This window comes from Myxosarcina sp. GI1(2024), assembly GCF_053543375.1.
On the sequence record NZ_JBKGTY010000011.1, the window covers coordinates 72,452 to 97,609 of the forward strand.

16 protein-coding genes and 10 pseudogenes are annotated in these 25,158 nt (G+C 41.5%); 10 read left to right on the top strand and 16 right to left on the bottom strand.

Going from position 1 to position 25,158, the window contains the following annotated elements:
• Positions 1-150 precede the first annotated feature (150 nt).
• Both ACLFKQ_RS26355 and ACLFKQ_RS26360 read left to right on the top strand, forming a co-directional pair.
• The gene (locus ACLFKQ_RS26355) at positions 151-1,539 is read left to right on the top strand and encodes a cytochrome P450 (RefSeq protein ID WP_449002643.1); all 1,389 of its coding nucleotides are present in this window, start codon (positions 151-153) and stop codon (positions 1,537-1,539) included.
• 22 nt (positions 1,540-1,561) lie between these two features.
• Positions 1,562-2,221, top strand: coding sequence for a class I SAM-dependent methyltransferase (locus ACLFKQ_RS26360; protein ID WP_449002644.1), 660 nt, complete (start codon positions 1,562-1,564; stop codon positions 2,219-2,221).
• A 32-nt stretch (positions 2,222-2,253) separates the two neighbouring features.
• Here ACLFKQ_RS26360 and ACLFKQ_RS26365 read toward each other — a convergent pair whose 3' ends face one another.
• Positions 2,254-2,538 (bottom strand): DUF427 domain-containing protein, encoded by a 285-nt coding sequence (locus tag ACLFKQ_RS26365; RefSeq protein ID WP_449002645.1) that lies wholly within the window; start codon positions 2,536-2,538, stop codon positions 2,254-2,256.
• Between the two features lie 133 nt (positions 2,539-2,671).
• Between ACLFKQ_RS26365 and ACLFKQ_RS26370 the strand changes: the two genes are divergently transcribed.
• Positions 2,672-4,735, top strand: coding sequence for a hydantoinase/oxoprolinase family protein (locus ACLFKQ_RS26370; protein ID WP_449002646.1), 2,064 nt, complete (start codon positions 2,672-2,674; stop codon positions 4,733-4,735).
• A 124-nt stretch (positions 4,736-4,859) separates the two neighbouring features.
• Here the strand turns inward: ACLFKQ_RS26370 and ACLFKQ_RS26375 are convergent.
• Positions 4,860-5,090 (bottom strand): annotated as a pseudogene (locus ACLFKQ_RS26375) (transposase); the annotation flags it as partial.
• Between the two features lie 153 nt (positions 5,091-5,243).
• Between ACLFKQ_RS26375 and ACLFKQ_RS26380 the strand changes: the two are divergent.
• A complete protein-coding gene (locus tag ACLFKQ_RS26380) occupies positions 5,244-6,569 on the top strand; it encodes an ISNCY family transposase (protein WP_448998433.1) in 1,326 nt (441 codons plus the stop codon).
• A 294-nt stretch (positions 6,570-6,863) separates the two neighbouring features.
• Here ACLFKQ_RS26380 and ACLFKQ_RS26385 read toward each other — a convergent pair.
• A pseudogene (locus tag ACLFKQ_RS26385) lies at positions 6,864-7,082 on the bottom strand (IS1/IS1595 family N-terminal zinc-binding domain-containing protein); the annotation flags it as partial.
• 891 nt (positions 7,083-7,973) lie between these two features.
• Here ACLFKQ_RS26385 and ACLFKQ_RS26390 point away from each other — a divergent pair.
• Both ACLFKQ_RS26390 and ACLFKQ_RS26395 read left to right on the top strand, forming a co-directional pair.
• Complete coding sequence (locus tag ACLFKQ_RS26390; RefSeq protein WP_449002647.1) at positions 7,974-9,986, top strand: SBBP repeat-containing protein; 2,013 nt, start codon at positions 7,974-7,976, stop codon at positions 9,984-9,986.
• Between the two features lie 157 nt (positions 9,987-10,143).
• Positions 10,144-10,332, top strand: a pseudogene (locus tag ACLFKQ_RS26395) (ISKra4 family transposase); the annotation flags it as partial.
• Here ACLFKQ_RS26395 and ACLFKQ_RS26400 read toward each other — a convergent pair.
• Positions 10,324-10,488, bottom strand: a pseudogene (locus ACLFKQ_RS26400) (IS630-like element ISMae26 family transposase); the annotation flags it as partial. The pseudogenes ACLFKQ_RS26395 and ACLFKQ_RS26400 sit on opposite strands and share 9 nt — an antisense overlap.
• A 142-nt stretch (positions 10,489-10,630) precedes the next feature.
• Between ACLFKQ_RS26400 and ACLFKQ_RS26405 the strand changes: the two are divergent.
• The gene (locus ACLFKQ_RS26405) at positions 10,631-12,586 is read left to right on the top strand and encodes an SBBP repeat-containing protein (RefSeq protein WP_449002648.1); all 1,956 of its coding nucleotides are present in this window, start codon (positions 10,631-10,633) and stop codon (positions 12,584-12,586) included.
• Between the two features lie 147 nt (positions 12,587-12,733).
• Here ACLFKQ_RS26405 and ACLFKQ_RS26410 read toward each other — a convergent pair.
• The 4 genes and pseudogenes from ACLFKQ_RS26410 to ACLFKQ_RS26425 form a co-directional block, all read right to left on the bottom strand.
• A pseudogene (locus tag ACLFKQ_RS26410) lies at positions 12,734-12,963 on the bottom strand (NF041680 family putative transposase); the annotation flags it as partial.
• 23 nt (positions 12,964-12,986) lie between these two features.
• Positions 12,987-14,099, bottom strand: a pseudogene (locus tag ACLFKQ_RS26415) (ISAs1 family transposase).
• Between the two features lie 29 nt (positions 14,100-14,128).
• A pseudogene (locus ACLFKQ_RS26420) lies at positions 14,129-14,700 on the bottom strand (IS1 family transposase); the annotation flags it as partial.
• A 304-nt stretch (positions 14,701-15,004) separates the two neighbouring features.
• Positions 15,005-15,169, bottom strand: a complete 165-nt coding sequence (locus tag ACLFKQ_RS26425; RefSeq protein ID WP_449002044.1) for an IS1/IS1595 family N-terminal zinc-binding domain-containing protein — start codon at positions 15,167-15,169, stop codon at positions 15,005-15,007.
• A 533-nt stretch (positions 15,170-15,702) separates the two neighbouring features.
• Between ACLFKQ_RS26425 and ACLFKQ_RS26430 the strand changes: the two are divergent.
• Positions 15,703-16,914: pseudogene (locus tag ACLFKQ_RS26430) on the top strand (IS110 family transposase).
• Between the two features lie 211 nt (positions 16,915-17,125).
• On the opposite strand, the gene ACLFKQ_RS26435 reads toward ACLFKQ_RS26430, so the two are convergent.
• Positions 17,126-17,506, bottom strand: a complete 381-nt coding sequence (locus ACLFKQ_RS26435) for a hypothetical protein (protein ID WP_449002043.1) — start codon at positions 17,504-17,506, stop codon at positions 17,126-17,128.
• 178 nt (positions 17,507-17,684) lie between these two features.
• Between ACLFKQ_RS26435 and ACLFKQ_RS26440 the strand changes: the two genes are divergently transcribed.
• Entirely contained in the window at positions 17,685-18,305 is a 621-nt protein-coding gene (locus ACLFKQ_RS26440; protein WP_449002649.1) for a hypothetical protein, read from the top strand.
• Positions 18,193-18,765: an IS1634 family transposase gene (locus ACLFKQ_RS26445; protein WP_449002041.1), complete on the top strand. Its 573-nt coding sequence runs from the start codon at positions 18,193-18,195 to the stop codon at positions 18,763-18,765. Before ACLFKQ_RS26440 ends, ACLFKQ_RS26445 begins: the two co-directional genes overlap by 113 nt.
• 113 nt (positions 18,766-18,878) lie before the next feature.
• Here the strand turns inward: ACLFKQ_RS26445 and ACLFKQ_RS26450 are convergent.
• The 7 genes and pseudogenes from ACLFKQ_RS26450 to mtnA form a co-directional block, all read right to left on the bottom strand.
• A pseudogene (locus tag ACLFKQ_RS26450) lies at positions 18,879-19,673 on the bottom strand (IS1 family transposase); the annotation flags it as partial.
• Between the two features lie 45 nt (positions 19,674-19,718).
• Entirely contained in the window at positions 19,719-20,099 is a 381-nt protein-coding gene (locus tag ACLFKQ_RS26455) for a restriction endonuclease (RefSeq protein ID WP_449002650.1), read from the bottom strand.
• A gap of 108 nt (positions 20,100-20,207) precedes the next feature.
• Positions 20,208-21,318, bottom strand: a protein-coding gene (prfB, locus tag ACLFKQ_RS26460) for a peptide chain release factor 2 (protein WP_449002651.1) whose coding sequence is annotated in 2 segments (ribosomal slippage) — positions 20,208-21,245 and positions 21,247-21,318 — 1,110 coding nt in all. Because the reading frame shifts where the segments join, the coding sequence is not laid out codon by codon here.
• A 298-nt stretch (positions 21,319-21,616) separates the two neighbouring features.
• Positions 21,617-22,081: pseudogene (locus ACLFKQ_RS26465) on the bottom strand (transposase); the annotation flags it as partial.
• Complete coding sequence (locus ACLFKQ_RS26470) at positions 22,060-22,425, bottom strand: hypothetical protein (protein ID WP_449002652.1); 366 nt, start codon at positions 22,423-22,425, stop codon at positions 22,060-22,062. The pseudogene ACLFKQ_RS26465 and the gene ACLFKQ_RS26470, both read right to left, overlap by 22 nt.
• Before the next feature lie 396 nt (positions 22,426-22,821).
• Positions 22,822-23,433: a class II aldolase/adducin family protein gene (locus tag ACLFKQ_RS26475; RefSeq protein WP_449002653.1), complete on the bottom strand. Its 612-nt coding sequence runs from the start codon at positions 23,431-23,433 to the stop codon at positions 22,822-22,824.
• Positions 23,434-23,437: 4 nt separating this feature from the next.
• A complete protein-coding gene (gene mtnA, locus ACLFKQ_RS26480; protein ID WP_449002654.1) occupies positions 23,438-24,604 on the bottom strand; it encodes an S-methyl-5-thioribose-1-phosphate isomerase in 1,167 nt (388 codons plus the stop codon).
• Positions 24,605-25,158: the final 554 nt, after the last annotated feature.

Below are 25,158 nucleotides of genomic sequence, written 5' to 3' on the forward strand. Positions count from 1 at the left end.
GCCATCAGTAGTAAGTATAAGTAGTAAGTATAAGTAGATGATTGACCGATGTTTGTCTGTCTGTTGTTAGCTCCATTCAGCAGTGGCGCAGTTTGACAATTGCCCCACCCATTGAAATTCCGAAGACCTCTATACAGCTAGAAAAGGATAATGAAATTACCTGACGGTCCGAAAACTCCCCCCTGGTTGCAGCTAATTCAATGGATTGCCGATCCGATAGGGTATCTAGAAACCTGTGCCCAACGCTATGGGGATGTCTTCACCGCTCACTTGGGTCGAGTTTTTCCTTTCCCAGTAGTATTCGTCAGCAACCCCCGAGCAATTCAAGAGATTTTCACCGCTGACCCCAAGGGGTTTGACTCTGGTCGAGATAATAGGTTTTTACAACCACTATTGGGAGAAAACTCCTTACTTCTGTTGGATAGCGATCGCCACAATCGGGAACGAAAACTGTTGATGCCACCCTTTCATGGGGAACGAATGCGAGTCTATGGGGAGCTAATTTGTCTTCTTACTCAACAAGTCAGCAGCAAGTGGATTATTGACCAACCCTTCTCTGTCCGAGAATCCATGCAAGAAATTAGTCTGCGAGTCATCTTGCAAGTGGTATTTGGAATCCATGAAGGACCACGTTACGAGCAACTGAGACAACTTCTGGTAGCATTCCTAGAACTTACAAATTCTCCTTTGGGCTCCAGCTTGCTGTTTTTCAAGTTCCTGCAAAAGGATTTAGGAGCTTGGAGTCCTTGGGGACGCTTTCTTGGCATCCGGCAACAAATTGACGAACTACTCTATGCTGAAATTCAGGAAAGGCGATCGCACAATGACCCCGTGCGTACCGATATTCTCTCTTTAATGATCTCAGCTGTCGACGAGCAAGGAGAGGGAATGACAGATGTGGAGTTGCGCGACGAACTGATTACACTACTGTTAGCTGGTCACGAAACCACTTCCACAGCTCTATCTTGGGCTTTTTACTGGATTCATCACCAGTCCCAGGTGCGGGATCGGCTACTGCAAGAACTCGACCGCCTTGGTGAAAACCCCGACCCGATCGAGATTTTCCGCCTGCCTTATCTGACGGCTGTGTGTCAGGAGACGCTGCGGATTTATCCAGTGGCATTCATTGCTTTCTCCCGAATTTTGAAAGACCCCTTCCAAGTGCTGGACTATCAGTTTGAAACCGATATTAGCCTGTCTCCCTGTATTTATCTCGTCCATCAGCGAGAGGATCTCTATCCAGAACCAAAGCAATTTAAACCGGAACGATTTTTAGAACGGCAATATTCCCCTTATGAGTATTTGCCCTTTGGCGGCGGTAGCCGTCGCTGCCTTGGCGCTGCTTTGGCTATGTTTGAAATGAAGCTAATATTGGCAACTATTCTATCAAATTATCAACTGGCGCTAGCTGATAATAGACCCGTCCGACCTCAGCGCCGAGGTGTTAACCTCTCCCCTGCTGGTGGGGTGAAGATGGTGATGAAGGGTAGGCGCATGGGACAAGGGCAAACTACTGAGCCGGTTGCTAGCTCAATTTAGCAATATTGAGTAAAAGATAAAGATGACAGAAATTACCAAACAAGTAGAGGCGGGACAGGCTGTTTACACTAAGCTAACTCTAGCTATATACGACCTCTGGGTGCTGGGAATTTCTAATCGCTTTATCTGGAAATGTCCATCATCCCACCTAGTAGAACTCTACGATCGGCATATTTCAGCTAATCATCTCGATCTAGGTATTGGAACTGGATTTTTCCTAGACTGTTGCACTTTTCCTACTAGCAACCCTCGACTGTGTTTAATGGATTTAAACCCCAATAGTTTAGAAGTAACGTCTCGTCGAGTTGCCCGTTATCATCCGAAAACTTACAGAAGAAATGTCTTAGAACCAATCGAGTTCGACGAGCAAGGATTTGATTCAGTGGGATTGAATTATTTACTTCACTGTTTGCCTGGAACGATGCTAACGAAAGCATTCGTTTTTGAGCAGGTAAAGCATTTACTCAATCCAGGTGGAGTAGTATTTGGTTCGACTCTTCTAACTGGAGGAGTCAAACGAAGTTTTGTAGCCCAACGGTTAATGGAGGTTTATAACAAAAAAGGCATCTTTACCAATCAAGATGATAATTTAGAAGATTTGAAGAAAATTCTCCAGCAAAACTTTTCAGAGATTTCAGTTAAAACAATTGGATGCGCTGCTCTATTTTGGAGTCGAGTATAAACTAAGCTCGGCTCCACATCCAGTAACTGTAGCTATTTTTCTACTTTTACTCCTTTCCAAAAGGCAACATAGCCTTCAATATTTTTGGCTTTTTCTTTAGCTTGAGGATAATACCAAGCCGCATCGGGATTTTCTTTGCCATCGACTACGATATTGTAGTAGCTAGCTTGTCCTTTCCAAGGACAGGTTGTATGAGTGTTGCTCGGCTGAAAATATTTTCGATCGATCGAGTCGGGAGGAAAATATTGGTTTCCTTCTACTACTTCGGTGCGATCGCTCTCGGCTAAAATTACATCATTCCAAATAGCTCGTGCCATTGTCTTTTAGTTACTCAACGCTATTAAGATTAAAAGTACTGCTCGGCAACAGACTTGCCGCTAATTTTAAAATTACTATCGGGTTTACGATCTCAATATATCATTTATTCATTTTGCTAACGACTGACTGCTTATGACTGCTAATTCTAATGGACGCTGGCAATTCTATATAGATCGCGGCGGTACTTTTACTGACATAGTTGCCAAAACACCTCAAGAAACTATTATCGTTCACAAGCTGTTGTCTGAAAATCCGGAACTTTATCGCGATGCAGCGCTCCAGGGAATTAGGGATGTAATGGGAATTGAGGCAAACCAACCCATTCCCACGGACGAGATTGAAGTAGTCAAAATGGGAACGACAGTGGCAACCAATGCCTTACTGGAACGAAAAGGCGATCGCCTGGTACTATTAATTACCAAAGGCTTTAAAGATGCTTTGCGCATCGGCTATCAAAATCGTCCCGATATTTTTGCCCGTCAGATCGTTTTACCTAGTATGCTTTACGAGACGGTAATTGAGGTAGACGAACGCTACGATGCTGACGGACGAGAACTAAAAGCGATCGCATCAGAAACGGTCAAACGAGATTTACAAACCGCCTACGAACGGGGCATTCGCAGTTGTGCCATCGTCCTGATGCACGGCTATCGCTATCCCGACCACGAACGGCAGGTAGCTCAACTGGCAAAGGAAATTGGCTTTACCCAAATATCCGTATCCCATCAGGTAAGTCCCTTGATTAAGTTTGTCAGTCGTGGCGATACTACAGTAGTAGATGCTTATTTAACCCCAATTTTAAGGCGTTATGTCGAGCAGGTCGCAAGTCAGTTACCCAATGTCAAGTTAATGTTCATGAAGTCCGATGGCGGATTGGTTTCAGCCACCAAGTTTCAAGGTAAAGATAGCATTCTCAGTGGTCCTGCTGGGGGTATTGTCGGTGCAGTACAGACCAGTAAAAGGGCGGGGTTTAACTCCGTTATCACCTTCGATATGGGCGGTACTAGTACCGATGTAGCTCATTTTAACGGTGAATACGAACGAAATCTAGATTTAGAAATTGCGGGAGCAAGAATGCGAGTTCCCGTCCTGGCAATTCATACCGTAGCGGCTGGCGGTGGCTCGATACTTTCTTTCGATGGTTCTAGCTATCGCGTCGGTCCAGAGTCTGCTGGTTCCAACCCAGGTCCTGCCTGTTATCGACGTGGTGGAAATCTTACAGTAACCGATGCCAATGTGATGTTGGGCAAAATTCAACCCCAATATTTTCCTGCGGTGTTTGGTGAAGAGGGTAATTTGTCTCTGGATAAAGAAGTTGTAGTGAAAAAATTTAGCGAGTTAAATTCAGCAATTGCCAGCACTACGGGGAAATCTGCTACTCCCGAACTAGTAGCAGCAGGATTTATTGCTATTGCCGTGATGAATATGGCTAATGCCATTAAAAAGATTAGTTTGCAACGAGGTTACGATTTGGCTAATTATGTCCTCTGCTGTTTTGGCGGTGCGGGAGCGCAGGTTGCTTGTTTAATTGCCGATACTTTAGGCATTGACAAGATTTTCATTCATCCTTATGCAGGAGTTCTTTCTGCTTATGGTATCGGTTTAGCAGATATGAGGGTGACTAAAGTCGAGTCGGTAGAGCGAATTCTCACCGACGAGCTTATTTCTCAGCTTGTCTCGTTAATGCAGTCTCTAAAAACTAGAGGCAAAAACGAACTCGGTTCCGAGGACAAAATTACCACCGAGAAGATCTTGCACAAGCTGAATTTAAAATATGAAGGATCGGACTCTACTCTGACGGTCGATTTTGCTACCGATGTCGCTGTAATGCAGCGCGAATTTGAAACCGAACATAAATCTCGCTATGGTTTTATTCAACCTGAAAAAAGCCTAATCGTCGAATCGGCTTCAGTGGAAGTGGTTCGAAAAATGCCTACACCTGAAGAACCTGTAGTAACTCGCACTAGGTCTTTAGATGAAGCACCATCGGCGATCACTACAGTGAAGATGTTTGCTCGAGAAAAATGGCACGATGCCTCAGTTTATCGACGCGAGGACTTACAGCCGGGCGATCGCCTCACGGGTGTGGCGATTATTGTCGAACCAACCAACACCATTGTTATCGAACCAAACTGGTGTGTCAACTATAGCGATCGCAACTATTTGATCCTTAAAAAACACGAGCTCATGGGGTGACAGCAAGCTTAAAAAGATGAAATAATCAACGTTTTAGCCCTAATACCCTGTTGATAAAAAGGTAATTTATTGGGAGTCAGTATCATTAACCGCTCGACCCACTCACAGGGTAAGCTCATCTCAATCAGGCTTGACAGAAGGCATTGAGAACCGTCACCATGTAATTATTGTTCATTGCAGCTGGTGTTCTTTTTTGGCGAAGACTACGCTTGAAAGTTGTCTTTAGATTGAGAGCATTAAGTGCCAGTCGTCTCAGGAAAGCGAAATTGCGGGGACTGTAACCTGAGCGAATCCGAGAACGAGCTTCATTGAAGGTGACATCTAAAGTCCAATGAAGCTGATTTTCAAGGCTCCAATCAGCAATTCTCATTTTAAAAATTCCCAGAGAAAAATAGATGAGAAATGAACATTTGTTAGCGAAAGTTATTTGCTAACAAAAACCACTCTGATTAAGATTCGGGTGAATTAGATTAAAGTAAAAGGCATTAAATTCTCACAGAGTAGCAACATGGGTCTAGCAATAGGAATGCCTGAATTACTATCGATGCTGAGTGCCGAGTTAAATAATCTTCCCGAGGAACGAAAACCAAGCAATAATACTAAATATACGGTTGAAGAAGCTCACTTAAGTGCATTTTCTGTATTTTTTATGCAATCTCCTTCTTTTTTAGACCATCAACGTTTGATGAAAAGTCAGAAAGGGAAAAATAATGCCCAGAGTTTGTTTGGCATCGAGAACATCCCCTGTGATCCTCAGATTCGCACCCTGCTCAATTTGGTGCCAGCTTCGACGGTATTTGGCGTTTTTCGCTCAGTCTATAATGGTTTGTCCAAGACAGGGAACCTATCGCCCTATCGTTGCTTCGGTGGAGGATTTTTGCTGACACTTGATGGAACTGAATATTTCTCCTCCAAGAAGATTCACTGTTGTCATTGTTGCCATCGGACTCATAAAAACGGCAGTACTACCTATTTTCATGCTGCGGTTACTCCGGTACTGGTGGCTCCAGGACGACCACAGCTCATCAGTTTAGAACCAGAATTCATCACTTCCCAAGATGGTCATGATAAACAAGACTGGGAGAACGCTGCCGCTAAGCGTTGGATTGCTGCTCATCCCCGCGACCCAGAAGACCTCCCTGTAACTTTACTTGGGGATGACCTCTACTGCAATCAACCCATCTGTGAAACGGCTTTGGCTCATGGTTATCATTTTATCTTTGTCTGTAAGCGTACATCTCATTCAGAACTTTATGAGTGGGTGGATTACCTCGAACGAGTCGGGGAGGTGAAAACTCTAACCCAGTTGGAGATTCGAGGACGAAAATGTTTGTCTTACTACTACCGCTTTGTGAATAAAATTCCCCTCAGAGCTACCCAACCAGCCCTGGACGTAAACTGGTGTGAGGTAACGGTTACAGATACCAGCGACGAGAAAACCTTGTATTACAATGCCTTTGCTACTTGCCATGAAATCGAGCGACAGAATGCGATCGAGATTGTCACTGCTGCTCGTGCGCGCTCGAAGCTCGAAAATGAAGGGAATAATATTCTCAAAACTAAAGGCTATCATCTCGAACACAACTTGGGTCACGGTGAAAACCACCAGGCGGAACTTCTATTCTGCCTTAATTGGTTAGCTTATCTCTTCCACACCAGTTGGGATTTAGTCCACATCACTTATCGTGCCGTTCGCTCGATGTTAGTTACTCGCCAAACTTTCTTCAATGATGTTCGGGCACTAACCAGATATTTATGGTTTGAGAGTTGGCAGACTTTGTGGGAGTTTATGCTGAGGGAGGGAAAAGCAACTGACAGGGTTAATTCTAGCTAAATTTCGCGACTGTTGAACCAGAACCAATTCGCGCCCTTTATAGCTCTACAGAGTAATAGGTAGTCGTTCCAAGTATTACTCGGCTTTTTCATGGCTCAAAATGAACTTCCTCGGAAATGATGGCTGCTTCTAAGCTTACTTTGGCTCACAATTAATTAACTCTTCGCTTTGTGCGCAAAAATTTTTCGCGCACAAGTTCCTGTTTCTCATTTTTCATTCTGTATTTTCTTTCGTTCAGGTTTCAAAATGAGAATTGCTGACTCTCTCGGCTTTGATTTGACTCCTCAGTCCGTCTCACCCTCTGTAACTGATTTTGTTTCTTAGGAGAGGGATAATTCTACTCCCATTAACTACCATTCTAGGAATTTTCCTTTTGACTTGTTTTCGACATCCATTGTAACTATAATCACGAATGAAACTACGGCGATTACAGTCTTTATTCTGACAAAGATATCGTTGCTTTCCTTCTCCTGACTTGCCATTTTTAACCACATCAGTGCCAAGGCAATGGGGACATTCAACAGCGAGCTAAACAGTCATCGAAAAGTTAATTTGAGTTCTTCATTTGTCACCTTAACCCGAATCAAATCATCGCTCATCCCCCTTTCCAGAGATTTATATCACCACTACATAATAGGGATACTTTTTAACGCTCAAAGTATATAGTCGGTCGAGCGATCGCGCCTCCGTCAAGTCATTGATATTACGTGTTTTGGAGATTGTAATTGTACGAATTTTCAAGGGATTCACAAAGATGTGTCCATCAGCCAGAGCCTAGTCTTCACCTAGACTGGCTTTTACCTCAATCTGCTTAACCCGAACTGAGGTTAACTATTACCCCGCAAAACGTCGCAAGGAGTTTGGCATGGATTAGCGGATTAAATGCAGCAACTTAGCCCCGTCAGAAAATATTCATAAAATGTAGATTTTTTGTAGATTTTTTCAATAGACACAATCGAGCACATACTCTTAAATGAGTAAAGAAAATCTTAGTAAAGCTCTAGCATTATCCTAGTTTATTTGCCTCGATTTGGATAGGAAGATACCAAACAACAAAAGTTAAATCTAACTATTTTTTTAGTATCTTCTCAATTTTTTTTCAACTATTCGTTCTCAAAGTACAGTCTGTCCTAAGTTAGTTTGCTCGGTCTGGCTCGATGTTAGACAGACAAACTAACTCAATTAGTCTCAATTAGTTGAAAACACTTTTGTTGCAGTTAACTAATGAGTAACAAGCTAAAACTCGAGTCAGAGCTACTGATTCATTGCTATTTGGCTGAGAAAAAATGGCAGATGGAAAATTGCAGTAATTGTGAGCCATGAAGCCATGAAGAGGTTGAAAAACGAGCGACATTTTCAAAAAATTAACAGTCCTAAAGCCTACCCAAAGGAAACTAAATCAATATGGCTATCGATCTAAATACGATTAACTCCACTCCTTTCTCCGATTTATCTCAAAACTTAATAGAAGAAATCGCTGCCTATTTCTTAGTAGATTACACGGAACTTGTACCACAAATCACAAATATAGGAGAAGAATTAATCCGCACTTTTGATAGTAGCGATACCACTGACGAACAACGAGAAGAAGGATTAGAAGATATAGAAGAAGCAATGGTCGTAGAATTAGAGGATGAAGTAGACGACACCGCACCAGACTTACCAATACCAGATGAGCTTTTGGACCCGGTGATTGCTTTTATTAACGACCTTGTTGTAGCTGGCACTCCTGCAAGTGATGCTTTCCAATTTGGTAGTACGGGAACAGATATTATCTTAGGTCGGGAAGGCAGTGATGTAATTTTAGGTGTCGATCCCGAACTAAATCTTCCAGGACTGGGAGAAAAAGACCTATTGAGTGGAGGAAGTGAAAGAGATCGTTTTATCTTAGGCGATCGCAATAAACCCTACTACGACGATGGCAATGCTAATACCACTGGCGACAGGGATCTAGCTCTTTTATTCGATTTTGATCCCGCACAAGATATCATTCAACTTCATGGCAGCCCAGAAGACTATACTCTGGTCAATCTTGCCGAACAAGGATCGACTGGAACGGCAATATTTCTAAATGGAGAAATCAGTAACGAACTAATTGCTAATGTTACTAATGCTAGTGGATTAAGCTTGGATGCTGAGTACTTTAAATTTGTGGATGGTTCGGCGGCACGGCCAAATTCGAGGGAAATCGAACAATTTGGAACTGCTGGCATTGATTTTCCTTTTACCATTACTAACAGTAAAGACCTCTCTAAATCAACTTTAATCGCAGGATACACTAGTGGTCCTCTTGGAAGACGCGATTTCGGTGCTTTAGATAGTTTTATGACTAGATATAACAAAGGCACCCAACAATGGACTAGACAATTCGGAACTACATCTATTGAGAATGCTTATGGTATTGAAACCGATTCGGCAGGTAATGTCTATTTACTGTCAAGAACAAATGGCAGCGTGGCAGGTGATAATACAGGAATAGGTAACGATGTTGTACTTAGCAAATACAATCGTTCGGGAAGACAACTATGGCAAACTCAATTTGGCAGTCCGGGCAATGATAATCCATTTGTCAATCCAAAAGTTGATAGCTCTAACAATATTGTTATCGCTGGCTACACTAATGATGACTTAGGTGCTCCCAATGTGGATACAGAAATTCCTCCTAGTGCCGATGCTTGGATTGCTAAGTATGATGATCGAGGGAATCAATTATGGATCGAACAATTTGGTACTAATGAAGGAGACGAGACTTTTGGTCTCGACATCGACAGTGAAGATAACATTTACACTACAGGATGGACAAGAGGAAATTTAGGCGCGTCCAATAACTTGAATTCCAACGGTGAAGAAACTTACGATATTTGGCTAGCCCAATACGATTCCGATGGTAGTCAGCAGTGGATCGAACAGATTGGCACTAATACTTTTGATTGGTCATGGGATGTTGCTACCGACCCAAATGACGATCTTTATATTACAGGATGGACTCTTGGTGACTTGGGAGGAAGTAATGCAGGGTCTTATGATGCTTGGGTTGCTAAATATGATAGTGACGGCAATCAACTTTGGCTCGACCAGTTTGGCACGGGAGGAGATGATGCAGCTGTAGATGTTGAAGTTGACGATTTGGGTAATTATTACCTGACAGGATATACCGATGGTGACTTAGGAGGAAGTAATGCAGGGTCTTATGATGCTTGGGTTGCTAAATATGATAGTGACGGCAATCAACTTTGGCTCGAGCAATTTGGGACTTCTGAGCTTGATAATTCTTATGAAATTAGCATTAGTGATAGTGGTAGCAAGGTTTTTGTCACAGGAGTTACCGAAGGTTCTTTAGGCTCTACTAATGATGGGTCCTTTGATGGTTGGATAGCTCGGTTTTCAGCAGCAGATGGAACTTTACTAGATTTTTAATTCACTCTGAAAGTTGAGGGGCTATATTAGCAATTTCAAGGTTTCAATACTGAAGATAAATTCTTCAGTATTGAAACCAAGTACAAAACCAATTATAGCGTTAGCTCCAGAGATAGGTGATTTTTTTCAGCATAGCAGGAGGAAAGAAAGTAGGAATATAATTTGTCTGCGAGATGGTCATGATGGAGTGTGGAATTTAATCGAGCAGATTGGTGAACCAGAGCAAAGAAGGAAGGTTTTAGATTGGTATCACTTAATCGAGAATCTTCATAAAGTGGGAGAAAGTCATCGAAGGTTAAGACAAGCTAAAAATCTTCTTTGGCAAGGTTTAGTCAATGATGCGATCACAAGCCCCATAGATGTTAGCCGAAGCAATAACTCCTTTAAGTGCAATAGCACCAATCATCGAGATATTTTTTCCTCGCTTCTGAGGTCGAACTCCCGTGGCTCTTTTTCCTTTAAGCGCACGGGCATAAAGTCTCACTAAAGCTAGATTCTCTCCTAGCTTCATCATTTCTTCTTAAAAAGACTGTACCTCACTCATCTGAGGAACGCTATATTCTTCTTTCGATTCAAGATATTTCATTTTCGTTCAAAAACTCTCAAATATTAAATTAAATTTTTTACTTACCAAAAAAATTAAAATGGCTAATACCCAAATATCCCAAATATGGACTCCTGGCAGTGACTATACTTTTGGCGTTTCCGATAGTCAATTAGTCTATACTCGTGACGGAAATGACAGCATAATGACCTACAATCCTGGAGTTAATGGAGTTAATAACGACGGTCGACAAAAAGTTGACATTTGGATTAGCGATCTTGAAGTTCCTCTATTAGAAGGACAACAGCCTCAATCCAATCGCAATTGGCAAAATAGATTTATTCTGGGCGATTGGCAACAGCCTTATTATGTAGATAGCCAACCATCTCAGTTTGGTTTAGATGAATTTGTGACAATTGTCGATCTAGATTCCAATCGAGATATCATTCAGCTACATGGTAATGAGGAAAATTATTTTTTAGAAGAAATAAGTTTAAATGACGCAGAACTCGGTACGGCAATTTTTTGGCGAGAAAATATTAATCGAGACCTCATTGCTTTTCTACCCTTAGTAGATAACCTAGATTTAGAAGATGACTTATTTCAATTTGAAGGCACTACTCCTCCACCCGTATCATTTTCGAGAGAAGCAAAACTAATAGGCACTACTGGAAATGAGTTATCTACAAGTAATGCTACAGACTTGTTAGGCAATGTTTATATAGCAGGAGCGACTACTGGTTCTCTAGAAGGGGAAAATGCTGGTGCGTATGATTCTTTTGTGACGAAATACGATAGTAATGGCAATCAAGTTTGGACTAGACAGTTTGGTAGTGCCAACTCTGAGTGGATTAGCGGTCTGGTCACAGATAATCACGGTAATTTATATGTGGCGGGATATACCGAGGGTAATTTAGGAGACAGTAAAGATGCAGAAGTTGCTGATGTTTGGTTAGCTAAGTATGACAGCGACGGCAATCAAATTTGGCTCGAACAGTTTGGTACAGAACTAATTAATCGAACGTTTGCCATCGATGTTGACGGTGATGGTAATGTTTATCTTTCGGGCTATACAATCGAAGAGACTCGAAACTCTCAAACTGATGATTCTTGGGTCACTAAATATGACAGCAATGGCAACCGACAGTGGTTTAGTGAGTTCGGAACAAATCAATATGACGAAGCTTACGATGTAGCTGTCGATCTTGATGGTAACGTTTATTCTACGGGATGGACTTTAGGAGATTTGGGAGGAAACAATTCGGGAATTTATGATGTTTGGATAGCCAAACACAACAACGATGGCGAACTACAGTTTATAGAACAGTTTGGCACAGAAGATTATGAGTTTCCTTGGGGGATCGATACCGATAGTCAAGGCAATATTTATGTCACGGGATGGACTTTAGGCGATCTAGGCGGAAATAACGCGGGTTCTTACGATGTTTGGCTAGCTAAATACAACCGTAACGGAGATCGCCAATGGCTCGAGCAGTTTGGTACTCAAGGTGATGATAGTCTTTTGTTTGGCGATCTCGAAGTTGACTCCGATGGGGATATATTTTTAACAGGACATACCGATAATGACCTAGCAGGAAATAACGCGGGTTCTTATGATGTTTGGGTAGCTAAGTACAGCCGTAATGGCGATCGCCAATGGCTCGAGCAGTTCGGTACTCCCGATCTCGATTATGCTCACGCTATCAGTGATGATAACGTAGGTAATGTTTACGTGACGGGAATTACTGAAGGCTCTCTCGGAGAAACTAATACAGGTGCAGCAGACGGCTGGACAGTTAAACTCGATAAAAATTCTGGAAACCTACAAGATTTTTCAGGTAATTTGGAGTCCCTCGATCTTTTTCCAGAATCTAATCATGCCGGCCTTCCACTTGAAAGTTTTGAAAGAGATACTTTTTTGGACACTCCTCAAATGGCAAGATTATTTACTCAAGAAATGACTCAAGTACTCAGAAAAACTGTTAGCGATTTCTTTGATTCCAACAATTTGTCTCTCAATCCAATTGAACTACTAACTGATTTGGTAGTGATATAAATCTGTGGATAGCTAGATATTGGACTTTGGACAAAGAGAAAAATAATTTGCGTAATAATTACGCAAATTATCGAGGGACAATATCTCCTTAGTCTCAGCTAGATAAAAAGCTCAGAAATAGTAATTTGACAATATCTTTCTCAAAAGCTAAGCAACTTTTGACGAATATTTTGATTTTTTTCTCTGTTTTTTGATAACTTGATGACGAACTCGTGGAACTTTTTATACCCTTTAATACATCCAGAAGAATAACCTCGGCGTTTGGGAGATTTGGCAGATGTCTCAATCTGCGAAATTATTCGAGAAAAGTCTCTTTGAACCAAGCTCGGAGTAACTTTCACCGATTCATTTTGAGTCAGATAACTTTCCCAAGGACGTCAGGGTAAGAGCATCTCAAACCCTATTGACAAAAGGATTGTAGAACAGTCATCATATAATCATTATTCATAGATGCTCGCTTGCTTTTTTGTCGCAGCGATCGCGCTAGAGTATTCTCTAGATTCAAGGCATTAACTGCCATGGGTCTCAGGAGAGCGAAATTGCGAGGTGCGTTTCCTGAGCGAATGCGACAGTCATCCTCACTAAAAGTTACCTCGAGAGACCAATGGACTTGGTTTTCAATTCCCCAATGGGTCCGAATTGCATTGCCAAGATTCTGAGGGTCTGCGGGTAGAGAAGAAAGATCAAACTGGAGTTCATGAGTAACTTGATTCCAGAGATGGCGGGTTCTTTCCACCATGACAATAGTTTGAAGACCTGACCACTGTTCTTGTTGGTAGAGACCCCCAAACTCGGAGAGAGGAACAGCCCAAACCAGTAGTTTTTCGGTACGATGATGTCCTTTTTCCACGCGACGGTCATGAGAGACTTTAATGCCTTCAAAGTTGGAGGCGCGGGCTCGAACGAACCAATTTTTGACCTCTTGGTGAAGAGTGGGATGATTGCTTTTGAGTGCCAAGATATAGTCAGCTTTTTTAGCACCAATTAAGGGCACAATTTCAGTTTGAGTTCCCATGGCATCAATAGTCACAATTGCCCCGGTAACATCAATTAACTCCAATAAGGCTGGAATAGCCGTTATTTCATTAGAATGGTCTTCGACTTTAACTTGTCCTCAAATTAACTTGTGTTCCGCAGCCCATGCTGTTACTAGATGTAAGGCTTTTAGACCCCCTTCACGGTCATAAGAGCCTCTCAAAAACCCGACGAAAAGTATCGTCGCTCGGTATTCCATTAGGTAATTCTAAAAATTCTTCTAACCACTGTTGCTTGGCATAACCGTAATTTTCGATATCTTCCCAGCCTTCACCTCCAGCGATTACAGCCAAAATGGCAATGACTAAAATATCTTGTAACAAGTGTAGTGTTTTTTCGTTCGATTAACTCTCGGGTCTCGAAGTTCCTGAAAATAACTGGATAAATCAGCTTGTATTTGAGAAATTGGGGTGAGTTTTGCTCGGACTGTTGCTAGTTTTTCTGGTTTAGCTTTTATAGGTGCAAATCCTTTACCTATCAATTCTTGGTAGTGGTGAATAGTAATGGTTAAGCTCGAAGAAGACTATTGTAATGATGAACGAAGTACCAGATTGCGCCGATGTGATTGCTCAACTTTTTCGAGAAGGATAAGGTCTTGCGAACTAAGGGACCCACTCGTTGCCGCAAGGTATTGTTAAATCGCTCAACGTAATTGGTTTTACCTGTGTTTTTACCAACAGCCCGATGAGGCTTACTTGGTAGCACCTGTTCGTAAGCCTCCCAAAAGTCGGTGTAACAGACCGCACACTGAGGATAAATCACCCCCAAAGATTGCCAAAGCGGCGGCGCTGACTGCCGAGAGCGCTCGCCAACAAATACCCCGACAATTTCGCGGCTCTCGGCATCAATAGCCAACCAGATCCATTGCTTGTTCTTCTTGGAACCCAGAAATGACCACATCTCGTCTAATTGAATCGTCAGCCTACCTCTTTTTTTTGGGTAACGTTAACAGTCCTAGGGATTTGATAAAATTTCTGATTGACGTACATTTGTAACCAACGTTGAGCAACACCTGAGACTCTGGCGATTGCTGCCAACGATAGACGTTCGAGTAGCAGCTTATCAATCAACTGGCGAGTTGCCCAGCAATTCTCATTTTAAAAATTCCCAGAGAAAAATAGATGAGAAATGAACATTTGTTAGCGAAAGTTATTTGCTAACAAAAACCACTCTGATTAAGAGAAGGATGAATTAGATTAAAGTAAAAGGCAGTCGTTCCAAGTATTACTCGGCTTTTTCATGGCTCAAAATGAACTTCCTCGGAAATGATGGCTGCTTCTAAGCTTACTTTGGCTCACAATTAATTAACTCTTCGCTTTGTGCGCAAAAATTTTTCGCGCACAAGTTCCTGTTTCTCATTTTTCATTCTGTATTTTCTTTCGTTCAGGTTTCAAAATGAGAATTGCTGCGAGTTGCCTCCTCAATGGGTTGACGGCTAGCATTCTCGACAAATTGTCGTCCACATTCTTGACCGCGGAATCTTGGTTTACCGTAATGGGTAGAACCGTATTTGATGATTCGAGCTGATTGGCATTTGGGGCAGTTCATTAGCTCGGCTATAATTCCTAAAATGTTTCGACTTTTAGATTACCATTACAATGCATTACTACCAAATAATGTATGTCCGTCTCCTGGTTCAACCGAGTCTTCTATTATGGTTAATTTTTCCCTGGTTAGAAGAGAAGTATTTCCTAATTCTTATTTATTGCTAGGATTACATAATTTAATAGATAGCATAAATCAATTTTCTCTACTGCCTCTTTCTGGATAAATCGGTTTATTTCTTACTCTTTGTGTTCGGAGAATGACAAAAGCGGTTGATGGACGATATGTCCACGATAGATGAAAGAAACGAAATAAAAAGGACAGAAAAAGCTTATACTCGCATTGTGTCTTGACAGTTAAGACCGTTCCCTCAATGGTGCATCTTCGTCCGTACAAAAGCGTGGTTCTGGGTTGTGACGGCGATGGCATTGGTGAAGCGTTTAAACGTTATCCCGTTTAGAAGACTGTAGAATTCCGTCAACCTGGGTCAAGGCACACTCTCAACTTTGATATTGCTTGAGACTAGGAGAACTAAAATGAAGAAAAAACAGAAGTTTTCAGTTGGGAATCGCCAATCTGTAGCCAAGGCATCTCAACTGAATCCGATTCATCCCAATGCGGCAGGGATTGATATTGGTTCTCAAAATCATTGGGTGTGTGTGCCCTCAGGACGGTCTAATGAGTGCGTCCAGCGTTTTGGTTGCTACGCAACTGATTTATATGCAATTGCGGATTGGTTAGCTGAGTGTGGAGTTGAGACAGTGGCAATGGAATCTACAGGTGTTTTACGTAGCTATATCCGTCAACGTGATAGTCTCATCAGAAGTGCTAGTGTTCACATCCAACGGATGCAGAAAGCTTTAACTCAAATGAACATACAACTGCATCAAGCAGTCAGCGATATTACAGGCACTACAGGCATGGCAATCATAAGAGCGATTGTTGCTGGAGAACATGACCCACAAGTACTTGCCGCTAAAAAACATCACCGTGTCAAACGGAGTGAAGCGGAAATAGCAGCTGCGCTTCAAAGTGATTACCGACAAGAACACTTATTCGTCTTGCAACAAGAGCTAGATCTCTATGATGTCTATCAATCCCAAATCGCCGAATGTGACCGTCAAATTGAGGAGTGCTTAAATCAATTTCACGACCAAATTGATATTTCCCAGTCGCCCCTTTCTCCACCCAAGCATCCTCGCCATAAACCTCAAGGTAATGAACCTGCATTTGATTTGCCTACTCATCTTTACCTCATGAGTGGGGTAGATTTTACTCGTGTTGACGCTCTTGGTGTCCTGACAGTACAAATCATTCTTTCTGAGGTTGGTTTAGATCCCAGCCGATTCCCTACAGTTAAACACTTTACCTCTTGGCTTGGTCTTTGTCCTGGCAGCCGCATTACTGGTGGCAAAATTAAAAGCTCTCAGACTCGTCTAGTCGTCAACCGTGCTGCTAATGCTTTCGGCATAGCTGCACAAACTGCCGGAAAAAGTAATTCTGCTTTAGGGGCATTTTATCGTCGCTGACGTTCTCGACTTGGCTCCCCTAAAGCCATTACTGCTACCGCTCATAAAATTGCCCGAATTTTTTACAAACTTTGGACAACCCAAGGAGATTATACCGCTCCTGGCATGGATTATTATGAGCAGCGTTACCGAGAGCGAATGGTCAATAACCTCCACAAAAAAGCGATTGCTTTGGGTTTTGAGCTTATTCTTCAACCCTCAGCAAATCTGGTTTCTTAGAAGAGGGATAGACGTGGTTTGGCTAACTTTCCTGTAAAGTATTCTCGATTTACGCGCTCGAACAATTCTTCTAAATCGTAACGCATCGACTTCGGCTATAAGATCCAATTCGAGAAGAATATCGCGATATTCTTCCGTTAAACCAAAGCTGCGAATCAGTTGTTTATTTTAGCGATCGCTGTTTCCATTTCTGTAATCAGCTCAATATCAATTAATCATTAATACTTGTCCAAACATTATTCGCCCCCAAAATATCAATCGCATAGCTAGGATCGAAAGGCAAAACAACACTAAATTCTGAACCATCGAAGAGTTTGGCTTTTCCTCTAACTCTATCTTTTTGTAAAACAAATAGCTCAACTTTTTTACTTTCGTCTATTTGAATAAACTCAGTAAATGTGACTTCGGCTATATTTCTAGAGTTTTGTTGGAGAGATTCAGCAATAACTTTTATAGGGGAATTATTTTTGGGAAGCTCAAATGAAATTAGAATATTTTTGTCAGCGAGAAACTCTAGAATATAGTTCACATTACGAGGAATCAAAACTTCTACTTGATGATTATCGACAGTTATAATTTCAGCTTTAGTCACTTTATGGTCTATCATGACCTGTTTGACTTTATTACTCTCTATACCCTGAATAAATTGAGTATACGTCCATACGGGTATTTCAGTACGGTTGTCACTGTTTTGAGATTTTATGACAAGCGCGACATTATTTTTAACAAGAGTATTATAGCTGACTGCCTGACACAAGTAGGTGAAAGTATTGAAATCTCAAGCGAGAAAAGAAAAGGGCAAGTATTCATGGGAAGCTGAAAATAGACGTTTTCAGTTGATTCAGCAATTTAAACAGGAATGGAATTTAGAGAGTATTTACGTTGCCGAAAGTGCGCTTTACAGCGCGGACAATATTCAACAACTAGAAAAACTGAACTGGATTACTCTTGTTCCTCGAAGTATCAAAACAGCTAAGATTTTAGCCGAATCAATCAAAGACGATGTTTTTGTCGAGAGTGAAATTTCTGGTTATCGCATTGCCTCCTGTTGTTGTGATTATGGTGGAGTGCCTCAAGGTTGGTTAGTTGTTGAAAGTGAAAAACGTCGCGATAGTCATTTGAAGCAGCTAGACAAGCAACTGACAAAACAACTCAAAATAGCCACCAGTGAACTAAAGTCACTCATGAGACAGGATTTTGCTTGTGCTGTCGATGCCAAACAAGCTGCGGAGATGCTAAGTCGTAATTGGAAATATCATTCTTTAGAATTAGTGGCAATTGAAACTCATCCTCACTACATCAAAGCAGGAAGACCGACTAAACAATCAGTCTCCCGAACACATTACCTATCGTGTCACTGCTCAAGTTGTTCCTTTAGAGTCGATAATTGAGATTGCCCAAAGGCGAGCTGGGAGATTTGTTTTAGCAACTAATGTCACAGATGAAGACGTTCTTTCCAATGATGAGGTGCTAGTTGAATACAAAGGACAGCAAAGTTCTGAGCGAGGCTTGCGTTTTCTTAAAGACCCTTTATTTTTTACTTCCAGTGTTTTTTTGAACACCCCTCGAAGAGTAGCAGCATTGTCAATGGTTATGGGTTTGTGTTTGCTAGTTTATACTCTCGGTCAACCTCAGTTACGACAAGCTTTAGCTCAGAACCAAGAAACTATTCCCAATCAACTCAAGAAACCCACTTCTACTCCCACACTAAGATGGATATTTCGATGTTTTCAAGCGATTCATCTTGTTCATTTGAATCATCAACTACAAGTTTCTAATCTTAATGAGGCTCGACTGAAGATTTTAAGTTTTCTTGGAAGCCCTTGCCAAAAATATTATTTAATTTGTTAGCCTACCTGCGAAATGTCTGTTACAACTTCTGCCTTCCTGACTGATGACTGATAAGCGTGGCAATGACCAGAACTAGAAGTTATAAAGACGATTTACTCAAAGCATTGGTAGTGCTAAAGATGCAATGAAGCATTATAGTAATGCACGAAGTGCCAGATAGCACCTAGATGATTCTCTAATGATTTGGAAAATGATAGGGTTTTTCCCACTAATCGAGATACTCTTTGTCTAAGAGTATTGTTAAACCGTTCAATATAACTTGTTCTTCCTGTTTCTTTTCCCACTGCTTGATGGGGTTGTTGAGGAAATACCGTCTCATAAGCTGCCCAAAAATCAGTGTAGGCAACCGCACATTGACCATAGACAGGAGGTAGCGAATTCCACAGTTCTGGCGCTGCTTGTTCGCTGCGATTGCGCTCCGCGCAGTGGCAAAGCCAATCGCCAATTGTTACCCCAACGATTTCACGAGTTTTGGAATCCAAAGCTAACCAGACCCATTGTTTATTTCCTTGATGGTCTACAAATGACACGGGGCTTTCAAGGTGCGGAACCTGTGTCCGCACACAGCCCCTCCACATTGCATCACACTGCTTCGTCAATTTCCCCTTTTTTTGGGTGTGACTTTTATTTCTCTGGGAACTAGAGCATATTTATTTATGGTTAACATAGGTTTGAAGCCACTTTTCTGACACTTCAACTGCTCGTGCAATACCTGCCAAAGAAATTCTTTCTAATCAGAGCCTGTCAATCAACTCCCGTTTCTCTTGATTAACGACGATTTTTTGCGGTTTCTCTACAAATTGACGATGACATTGATTACATCTAAACCTTTGTTTTCCGTTGTGAATCCGACCATTTTTGACAATTTTCTCAGAATGGCAGCTTGGACAAGTAGGCTTTGCTCTCGAGTTATTTAAGCTCGACGCTTATTTTAGATCGTTACTTCTACAGGACTACCCGGGATAAACCCATTCGATCCGATCGCTTTCAAACTCAAATATTCCCAAACGTAAATTTTCTGGTTGTTCGGTATGAACGTGAGTCAGTGCTGGTATAAAAAAGCTGCTAGCGGAAATAAACCAACCTTTAGTAAACTTATCTGCTAATGGCAATTGGATAAATTGTTGAAATTTTCTAATTTGGGCTACATTGCATTTGGCTCGATGATTTTTAACTTGAACGGCAATACATTCATCACCTTTTTGAAGTTCAATATCATAACCTTTAGTATTTGCAGGAGGCATGATAACCTCATAGCCGTCTTGTTGAAAGTAGCGAGCAACAACGCTTTCAAAATCTGTGGGATCGTTAATAGTTAATCTTTGGGCAGTCATGTAAAAAATATGGATCTTTATAACTGAAATTTGTAGTTATCCATATCGTTCCCAAATAACTGGTTTTTGGCTCAATTGGTTAAAAGAATAAAGTAGTGCACTCCTTGCCTAAACCAACCGATTTTCTCGACGCAGATAGGCTTCAATAAAAGGCTCTAAGTTGCCATCCATGACACTGCTAATATCTGTTGTTTCGGTTTCCGTTCGCAGATCTTTGACCATTTGATAGGGATGAAAGACATAATTGCGAATCTGATTGCCCCAAGCTGCATCGACCATATCACCACGAATCTCGGCTATTTGTTTAGCCCGTTGTTCTTCGGCAATTACTAACAGTTTGGCTTTTAGTAAAGCTAAGGCTTTTTCTTTATTCTGTAACTGAGATCGTTCTTCGGTACAGCGCACCGCAATTCCCGTAGGAAGATGAACGATTCTCACCGCCGTTTCTACCTTATTGACGTTTTGTCCGCCAGCACCACCAGAACGAGAAGTAGTAATTTCTAAATCGCTGTCGGGGATTTCAATATTAATATCTTCATTTTCTAAATTGGGCATCACTTCTACACCAGCAAAGCTAGTTTGCCGCTTGCCGTTGGCATTAAAAGGAGAGATTCTCACCAGTCTATGAGTGCCTTTTTCGGCTTTTAAATAGCCATAAGCGCAACGTCCATCTATTTCCAGTGTTGCCGATTTAATACCCGCCTCGTCTCCTGCTGATGATTCGACTAGTCTTACTTTATAATCCTGCTGCTCCCCCCAACGAGTATACATTCGCAGCAGCATTTCTGCCCAATCTTGAGCATCGGTTCCCCCTGCGCCAGCGTTGATCGTCAGAATCGCCCCTTTGGTATCGTAAGTACCTGAAAGCAGTTGCTGTAGTTCCCAAGCGTCTAGTTCTTTTTGCAGTTTTTCTAGATTGGCTTCTGCTTCTAGTGCCAATGCTTCATCGACTTCTAGTTCTAACAATTCGGCGATCGCTTCAGTATCTTCGAGGGTTTTTTGCCATTGGTGATACTGTTCTAAGTTGGTTTTAAGATCGCTTAATTGCTGAAGAACCTTTTGGGCTGAAATGTTATCGTCCCAAAAATCGGGTTGGGCGGCTAGCTGTTCTAGATCTTCGATCTTTGCAGTAAGTGCGGGCAGGTCAAAGATATTCCTGGGTTTGACCCAGGCGTAGCGAGATAGTTTCGAGATTGCGTTTGAGATTGGTTATATCCATATATTATTGACATTAAAAATATGTGCCAAATTAAATTTTCTAGTCCAGAAAAAAGGCAATAAATATATTAACCTATTAGACTATCTAGATTTATTGTAAGAAAAAACACCAAACAACAGTAGAACTCTTGCATAAGTCCAATAAACTTCTGTTGAGGCAAGGGAAAAGCGATTGTCTTGAATGTCAAGTCTAATTTTTTCTTTTAAGGCGAGCGCTAAATCCATAAATCAGTCAATCAAAAGATTCACCACAATGGGAGTATCTTGTGATGTTGAAAGTTCAAAAATGCTCTGTAGCCTTAATTAGCAACTTGAGGTTGCCAAAGCTGATTCTTTTTCATCATGGCATTTAAGAAAATTAAGAGCTTATGCATACAAGCAGTCAAAGCTACGGGGCTTACAAGCTCTTGAAATAAATTCAAGAGACAGCCCCTCACTTTCTTCAGCTTGGCTTTGTTAATCAAACGCTCGTAGAAAGCTTTGATAGGTGGGTTAAATCTAACTGCAACCAAAGTAGCCATGTACAAAACACCACGAATTTTAGCCCGTCCACCCCAAATCCTTCGTTTACCTCGAAACTTACCACTGTCTTTGTTTAAAGGAGCTACACCAACTAGATAAGAAATTGATTTATGGGAAATTTTGCCTAGTTCTGGTAAAGAAGAAATTAAAGTCACAGCCACTACTTCACCAATTCCAGGCAGGCTAGTTAACATTTGCATTTTTTGTTGCCAGTTTTCATCTAAAGCGATCGCGGAATATATTTAACAGTTCGGATTTCAAACGGCAGAGGCATTGATTCGGTTAATTCGTGTTTTTCGAAATAATAGAGAGAAATGTTGGTCACGACAGGCATTATTGCCTTTCTGTCTGGTACTTCGCCTTCGTTAGCAATCCGACTGACTGTTTCAGTCAGAGTAATTTCAGCACCTAATGCTTTTAGTTCCTCTATTTGATTAGATGAGAGACAATTATCGGCATATCCGTAATATAGTCTGGCGATCGTAGCTTCTGAATATCCAATAGTTTGAGCAATGTCTTTATAGGTCAGACCCGATCTAAGGTAATGGTTGACTTTATCGATTAGTTGCTTGCGTTTCTCGCTCATTTTCTAACCGAGCTTTGGGTGAATAAACGTCTTGCCATCAGTGAATTTGGACTTGTTTCTGGGTTTTCTGTTCTTCGTATTCATATCATCCTCAGAATTTTTTTTTGTTTGGCATTGCTGAATTAAGACATGAATCAATAAGGAACAGGAACATCGGTGTTTGTTTAGCAACGGGGAAATTTTGGTCGGTAAGGAAATTTAAAGTGCTGAAAGCCTTATATATATTCTCTCCTGCTATACCAACACCGTATCGAAATATAAGAATATACAACAAACTACAAAAATGTTCCGATCCCGACATCTTGAGAATCGCGCTTCCAGTTGCCAGCAAGATATTATCAGACGTTGTGAGTTCGCCAAAGATCTACAGTTCTTTAGACCCCGATTTTGACATCTCTAGGAGCGCAAGAAGTTCAGCAACATATTACCTGCCTCGGTCAAATCCTTGCCAAAAGTAATAATGCCCGCTTCATGACCTGCCATGACAATAATTTTTTCCTCTTTGACCTTGGTTTCCTCAAATAGCCTGATAATTTCTTCTGCCATAGTGGGAGTTCCATAGGGAACATCCTCCGCGGTAGTGAGTACTTTTCCCTTTAATGTTCGCCATAAATCCCAATTATGAACGTGAATGATCGCTTTAATTTCGGGATCGGCATCATAAACAGCACTGTGGGTCATCGATTCTGATGAAGCTTTAACGGGTCCAGCGCACACTACTTTATTTTGCTGTAGGTCATATTCTGTCACTAAGGTAAAATGCTCTTCCCTAATCGGATAAATCTTCCCAGTTTGAGTACCTGAAATTAAGATACCTGCTGTAGTTTTAACACTGATATTCCCATAACCAACCCCAAGCCCGGCATCATATCCAATCTGCTTTAGTTCGTACAAGCGATCGCGCCAAGCCATCAGTTCGGTTGGGACAGAAATAGATAATGGCTGATCAATCCAAGTCAGATCGAACTTAATATACCCCTCATCAAGGTCCCGATTGAGATCGTTCATGTCCTTAAAACTTTTCTGGAAATAATCGTTTTATACCTTCTTCAGAGGCAGCACAAACTCCCCGCTCGGTGATTAATCCAGTCACATATTTAGCGGGAGTGACATCAAAACCATAATTGACTGCTGGTGTAGATTCAGGACAGAGCAATACGGATTTAATTTCCCCGTCTACTTTGCCTTGGATGTATTTCACTTCCTTTTCATCCCTGGTTTCAATGGGAATGTCCCGCACTCCATTTTCAATCGAACAATCTAACGTCGATGAAGGTAGGGCGACGTAAAAAGGAACCCGGTTATCATGGGCGGCCAAGGCCTTGAGGTAAGTACCAATTTTATTGGCTACATCGCCATTGCGGGCCGTGCGATCGGTTCCGACAATCACTAAATCCACCATACCATGCTGCATTAAATGCCCTCCAGTATTATCGTTAATCAAGGTATGGGGTACATGCTGTTGATTTAGTTCGAACGCCGTGAGGTTTGCGCCTTGATTTCTCGGTCGAGTTTCATCTACCCAGACATGGACGTTAATACCTGCCTCATGGGCTTGGTAAATGGGGGCTGTGGCAGTACCCCAATCGATCGTAGCTAACCAACCGGCATTACAATGGGTGAGGATATTTACTGGTTTACTGATTTGATGCTCGGTTATTTCGTTTGGTTGAGAATGACTCACGGTTTTTGCTCCATGGCCATTTTTGCCCTCGGCGATGGTTTGAATAATCTTTAACCCATGCTGACCAATGCGATAACAAACATCAATATCATCCTGCTTCATCCGATTGGCTTTAGCTAAGGCAATCGCAATTTTTTCGTCTGGATCGTCGCTGACGGATAAGCTGTCACGCATTTCTTTAATTGCCCATGACAGGTTTACGGCTGTAGGACGAGTGGCATTTAATTTCTCGGCGACTTGGGTTAAATACCCATTGCGATCGCTGTGGGCTTTAGCTTCAATACAACCTAAATACATGCCATAGGCTGCTGTTACCCCAATCAACGGCGCTCCCCTGACCACCATTTCTTTGATGGCAAATGCGGCTTCATCAGTGTTGGTGATGTCAAAAATCTTAATTTCATGAGGAAAGAACCTTTGATCGAAGGCTTGAATGAGTTGGGCATTCTCTTCATTGATCCAAATCGTGTGGTAGTGTTTATTATTGATTTTCATATATGGGTTAATTTCAAAAGAGATTGGTGAATGCTCAATTGCGTAAATTTTGTAAACTTTTAGGTAGTTTTTAACTCATCGTTCTCCTTCTGAATCACTTTTAGTATTTACAGTTAAAGTTCTGACTATTTTAAAAACCCCATAAATATTTTATTAGGTAAATATATTTAAAGGGGCAACCTCACATTATTGGTCAATAGTCTAGTTTTGTTGAGAATAGACCAATCCATCTGCTACCTACATTATCCGCTATGATAATGAGATTCTAGTACTCCTGTTCGGTAAGTGTCAGTTGTGTCAGTGAACACGCTCTCTCTCCACTGACAGCAGGAGTTCTGTCCTGGTATACATTACGAACTTAGTGTCAGTGGAGACTGTTTCTTTCACTGACAGGGTAAAAGTCTGACCTGGTATACCTTTGTAGCTTATTTGTCAGTGGAAACTTACTTTTTTAACTTGAAAAAGGGGGAGACAGGCTTATTTATCATAGATAATGTAGTGGTTAGGGCATGTGTGCCCCCTAGAGGAGCTCAAAAAACTTACTTTTCACTGAC

Excerpts from the sequence above, each read along its gene's own strand:
- ACLFKQ_RS26355 (WP_449002643.1), top strand. The coding sequence starts at position 151 with ATGAAATTACCTGACGGTCCGAAAACTCCCCCCTGGTTGCAGCTAATT.
- ACLFKQ_RS26360 (WP_449002644.1), top strand. The coding sequence starts at position 1,562 with ATGACAGAAATTACCAAACAAGTAGAGGCGGGACAGGCTGTTTACACT.
- ACLFKQ_RS26365 (WP_449002645.1), bottom strand. The coding sequence starts at position 2,538 with ATGGCACGAGCTATTTGGAATGATGTAATTTTAGCCGAGAGCGATCGC.
- ACLFKQ_RS26370 (WP_449002646.1), top strand. The coding sequence starts at position 2,672 with ATGACTGCTAATTCTAATGGACGCTGGCAATTCTATATAGATCGCGGC.
- ACLFKQ_RS26380 (WP_448998433.1), top strand. The coding sequence starts at position 5,244 with ATGGGTCTAGCAATAGGAATGCCTGAATTACTATCGATGCTGAGTGCC.
- ACLFKQ_RS26390 (WP_449002647.1), top strand. The coding sequence starts at position 7,974 with ATGGCTATCGATCTAAATACGATTAACTCCACTCCTTTCTCCGATTTA.
- ACLFKQ_RS26405 (WP_449002648.1), top strand. The coding sequence starts at position 10,631 with ATGGCTAATACCCAAATATCCCAAATATGGACTCCTGGCAGTGACTAT.
- ACLFKQ_RS26425 (WP_449002044.1), bottom strand. The coding sequence starts at position 15,169 with ATGAACTGCCCCAAATGCCAATCAGCTCGAATCATCAAATACGGTTCT.
- ACLFKQ_RS26455 (WP_449002650.1), bottom strand. The coding sequence starts at position 20,099 with ATGACTGCCCAAAGATTAACTATTAACGATCCCACAGATTTTGAAAGC.
- ACLFKQ_RS26470 (WP_449002652.1), bottom strand. The coding sequence starts at position 22,425 with ATGAGCGAGAAACGCAAGCAACTAATCGATAAAGTCAACCATTACCTT.
- ACLFKQ_RS26475 (WP_449002653.1), bottom strand. The coding sequence starts at position 23,433 with ATGAACGATCTCAATCGGGACCTTGATGAGGGGTATATTAAGTTCGAT.
- mtnA (WP_449002654.1), bottom strand. The coding sequence starts at position 24,604 with ATGAAAATCAATAATAAACACTACCACACGATTTGGATCAATGAAGAG.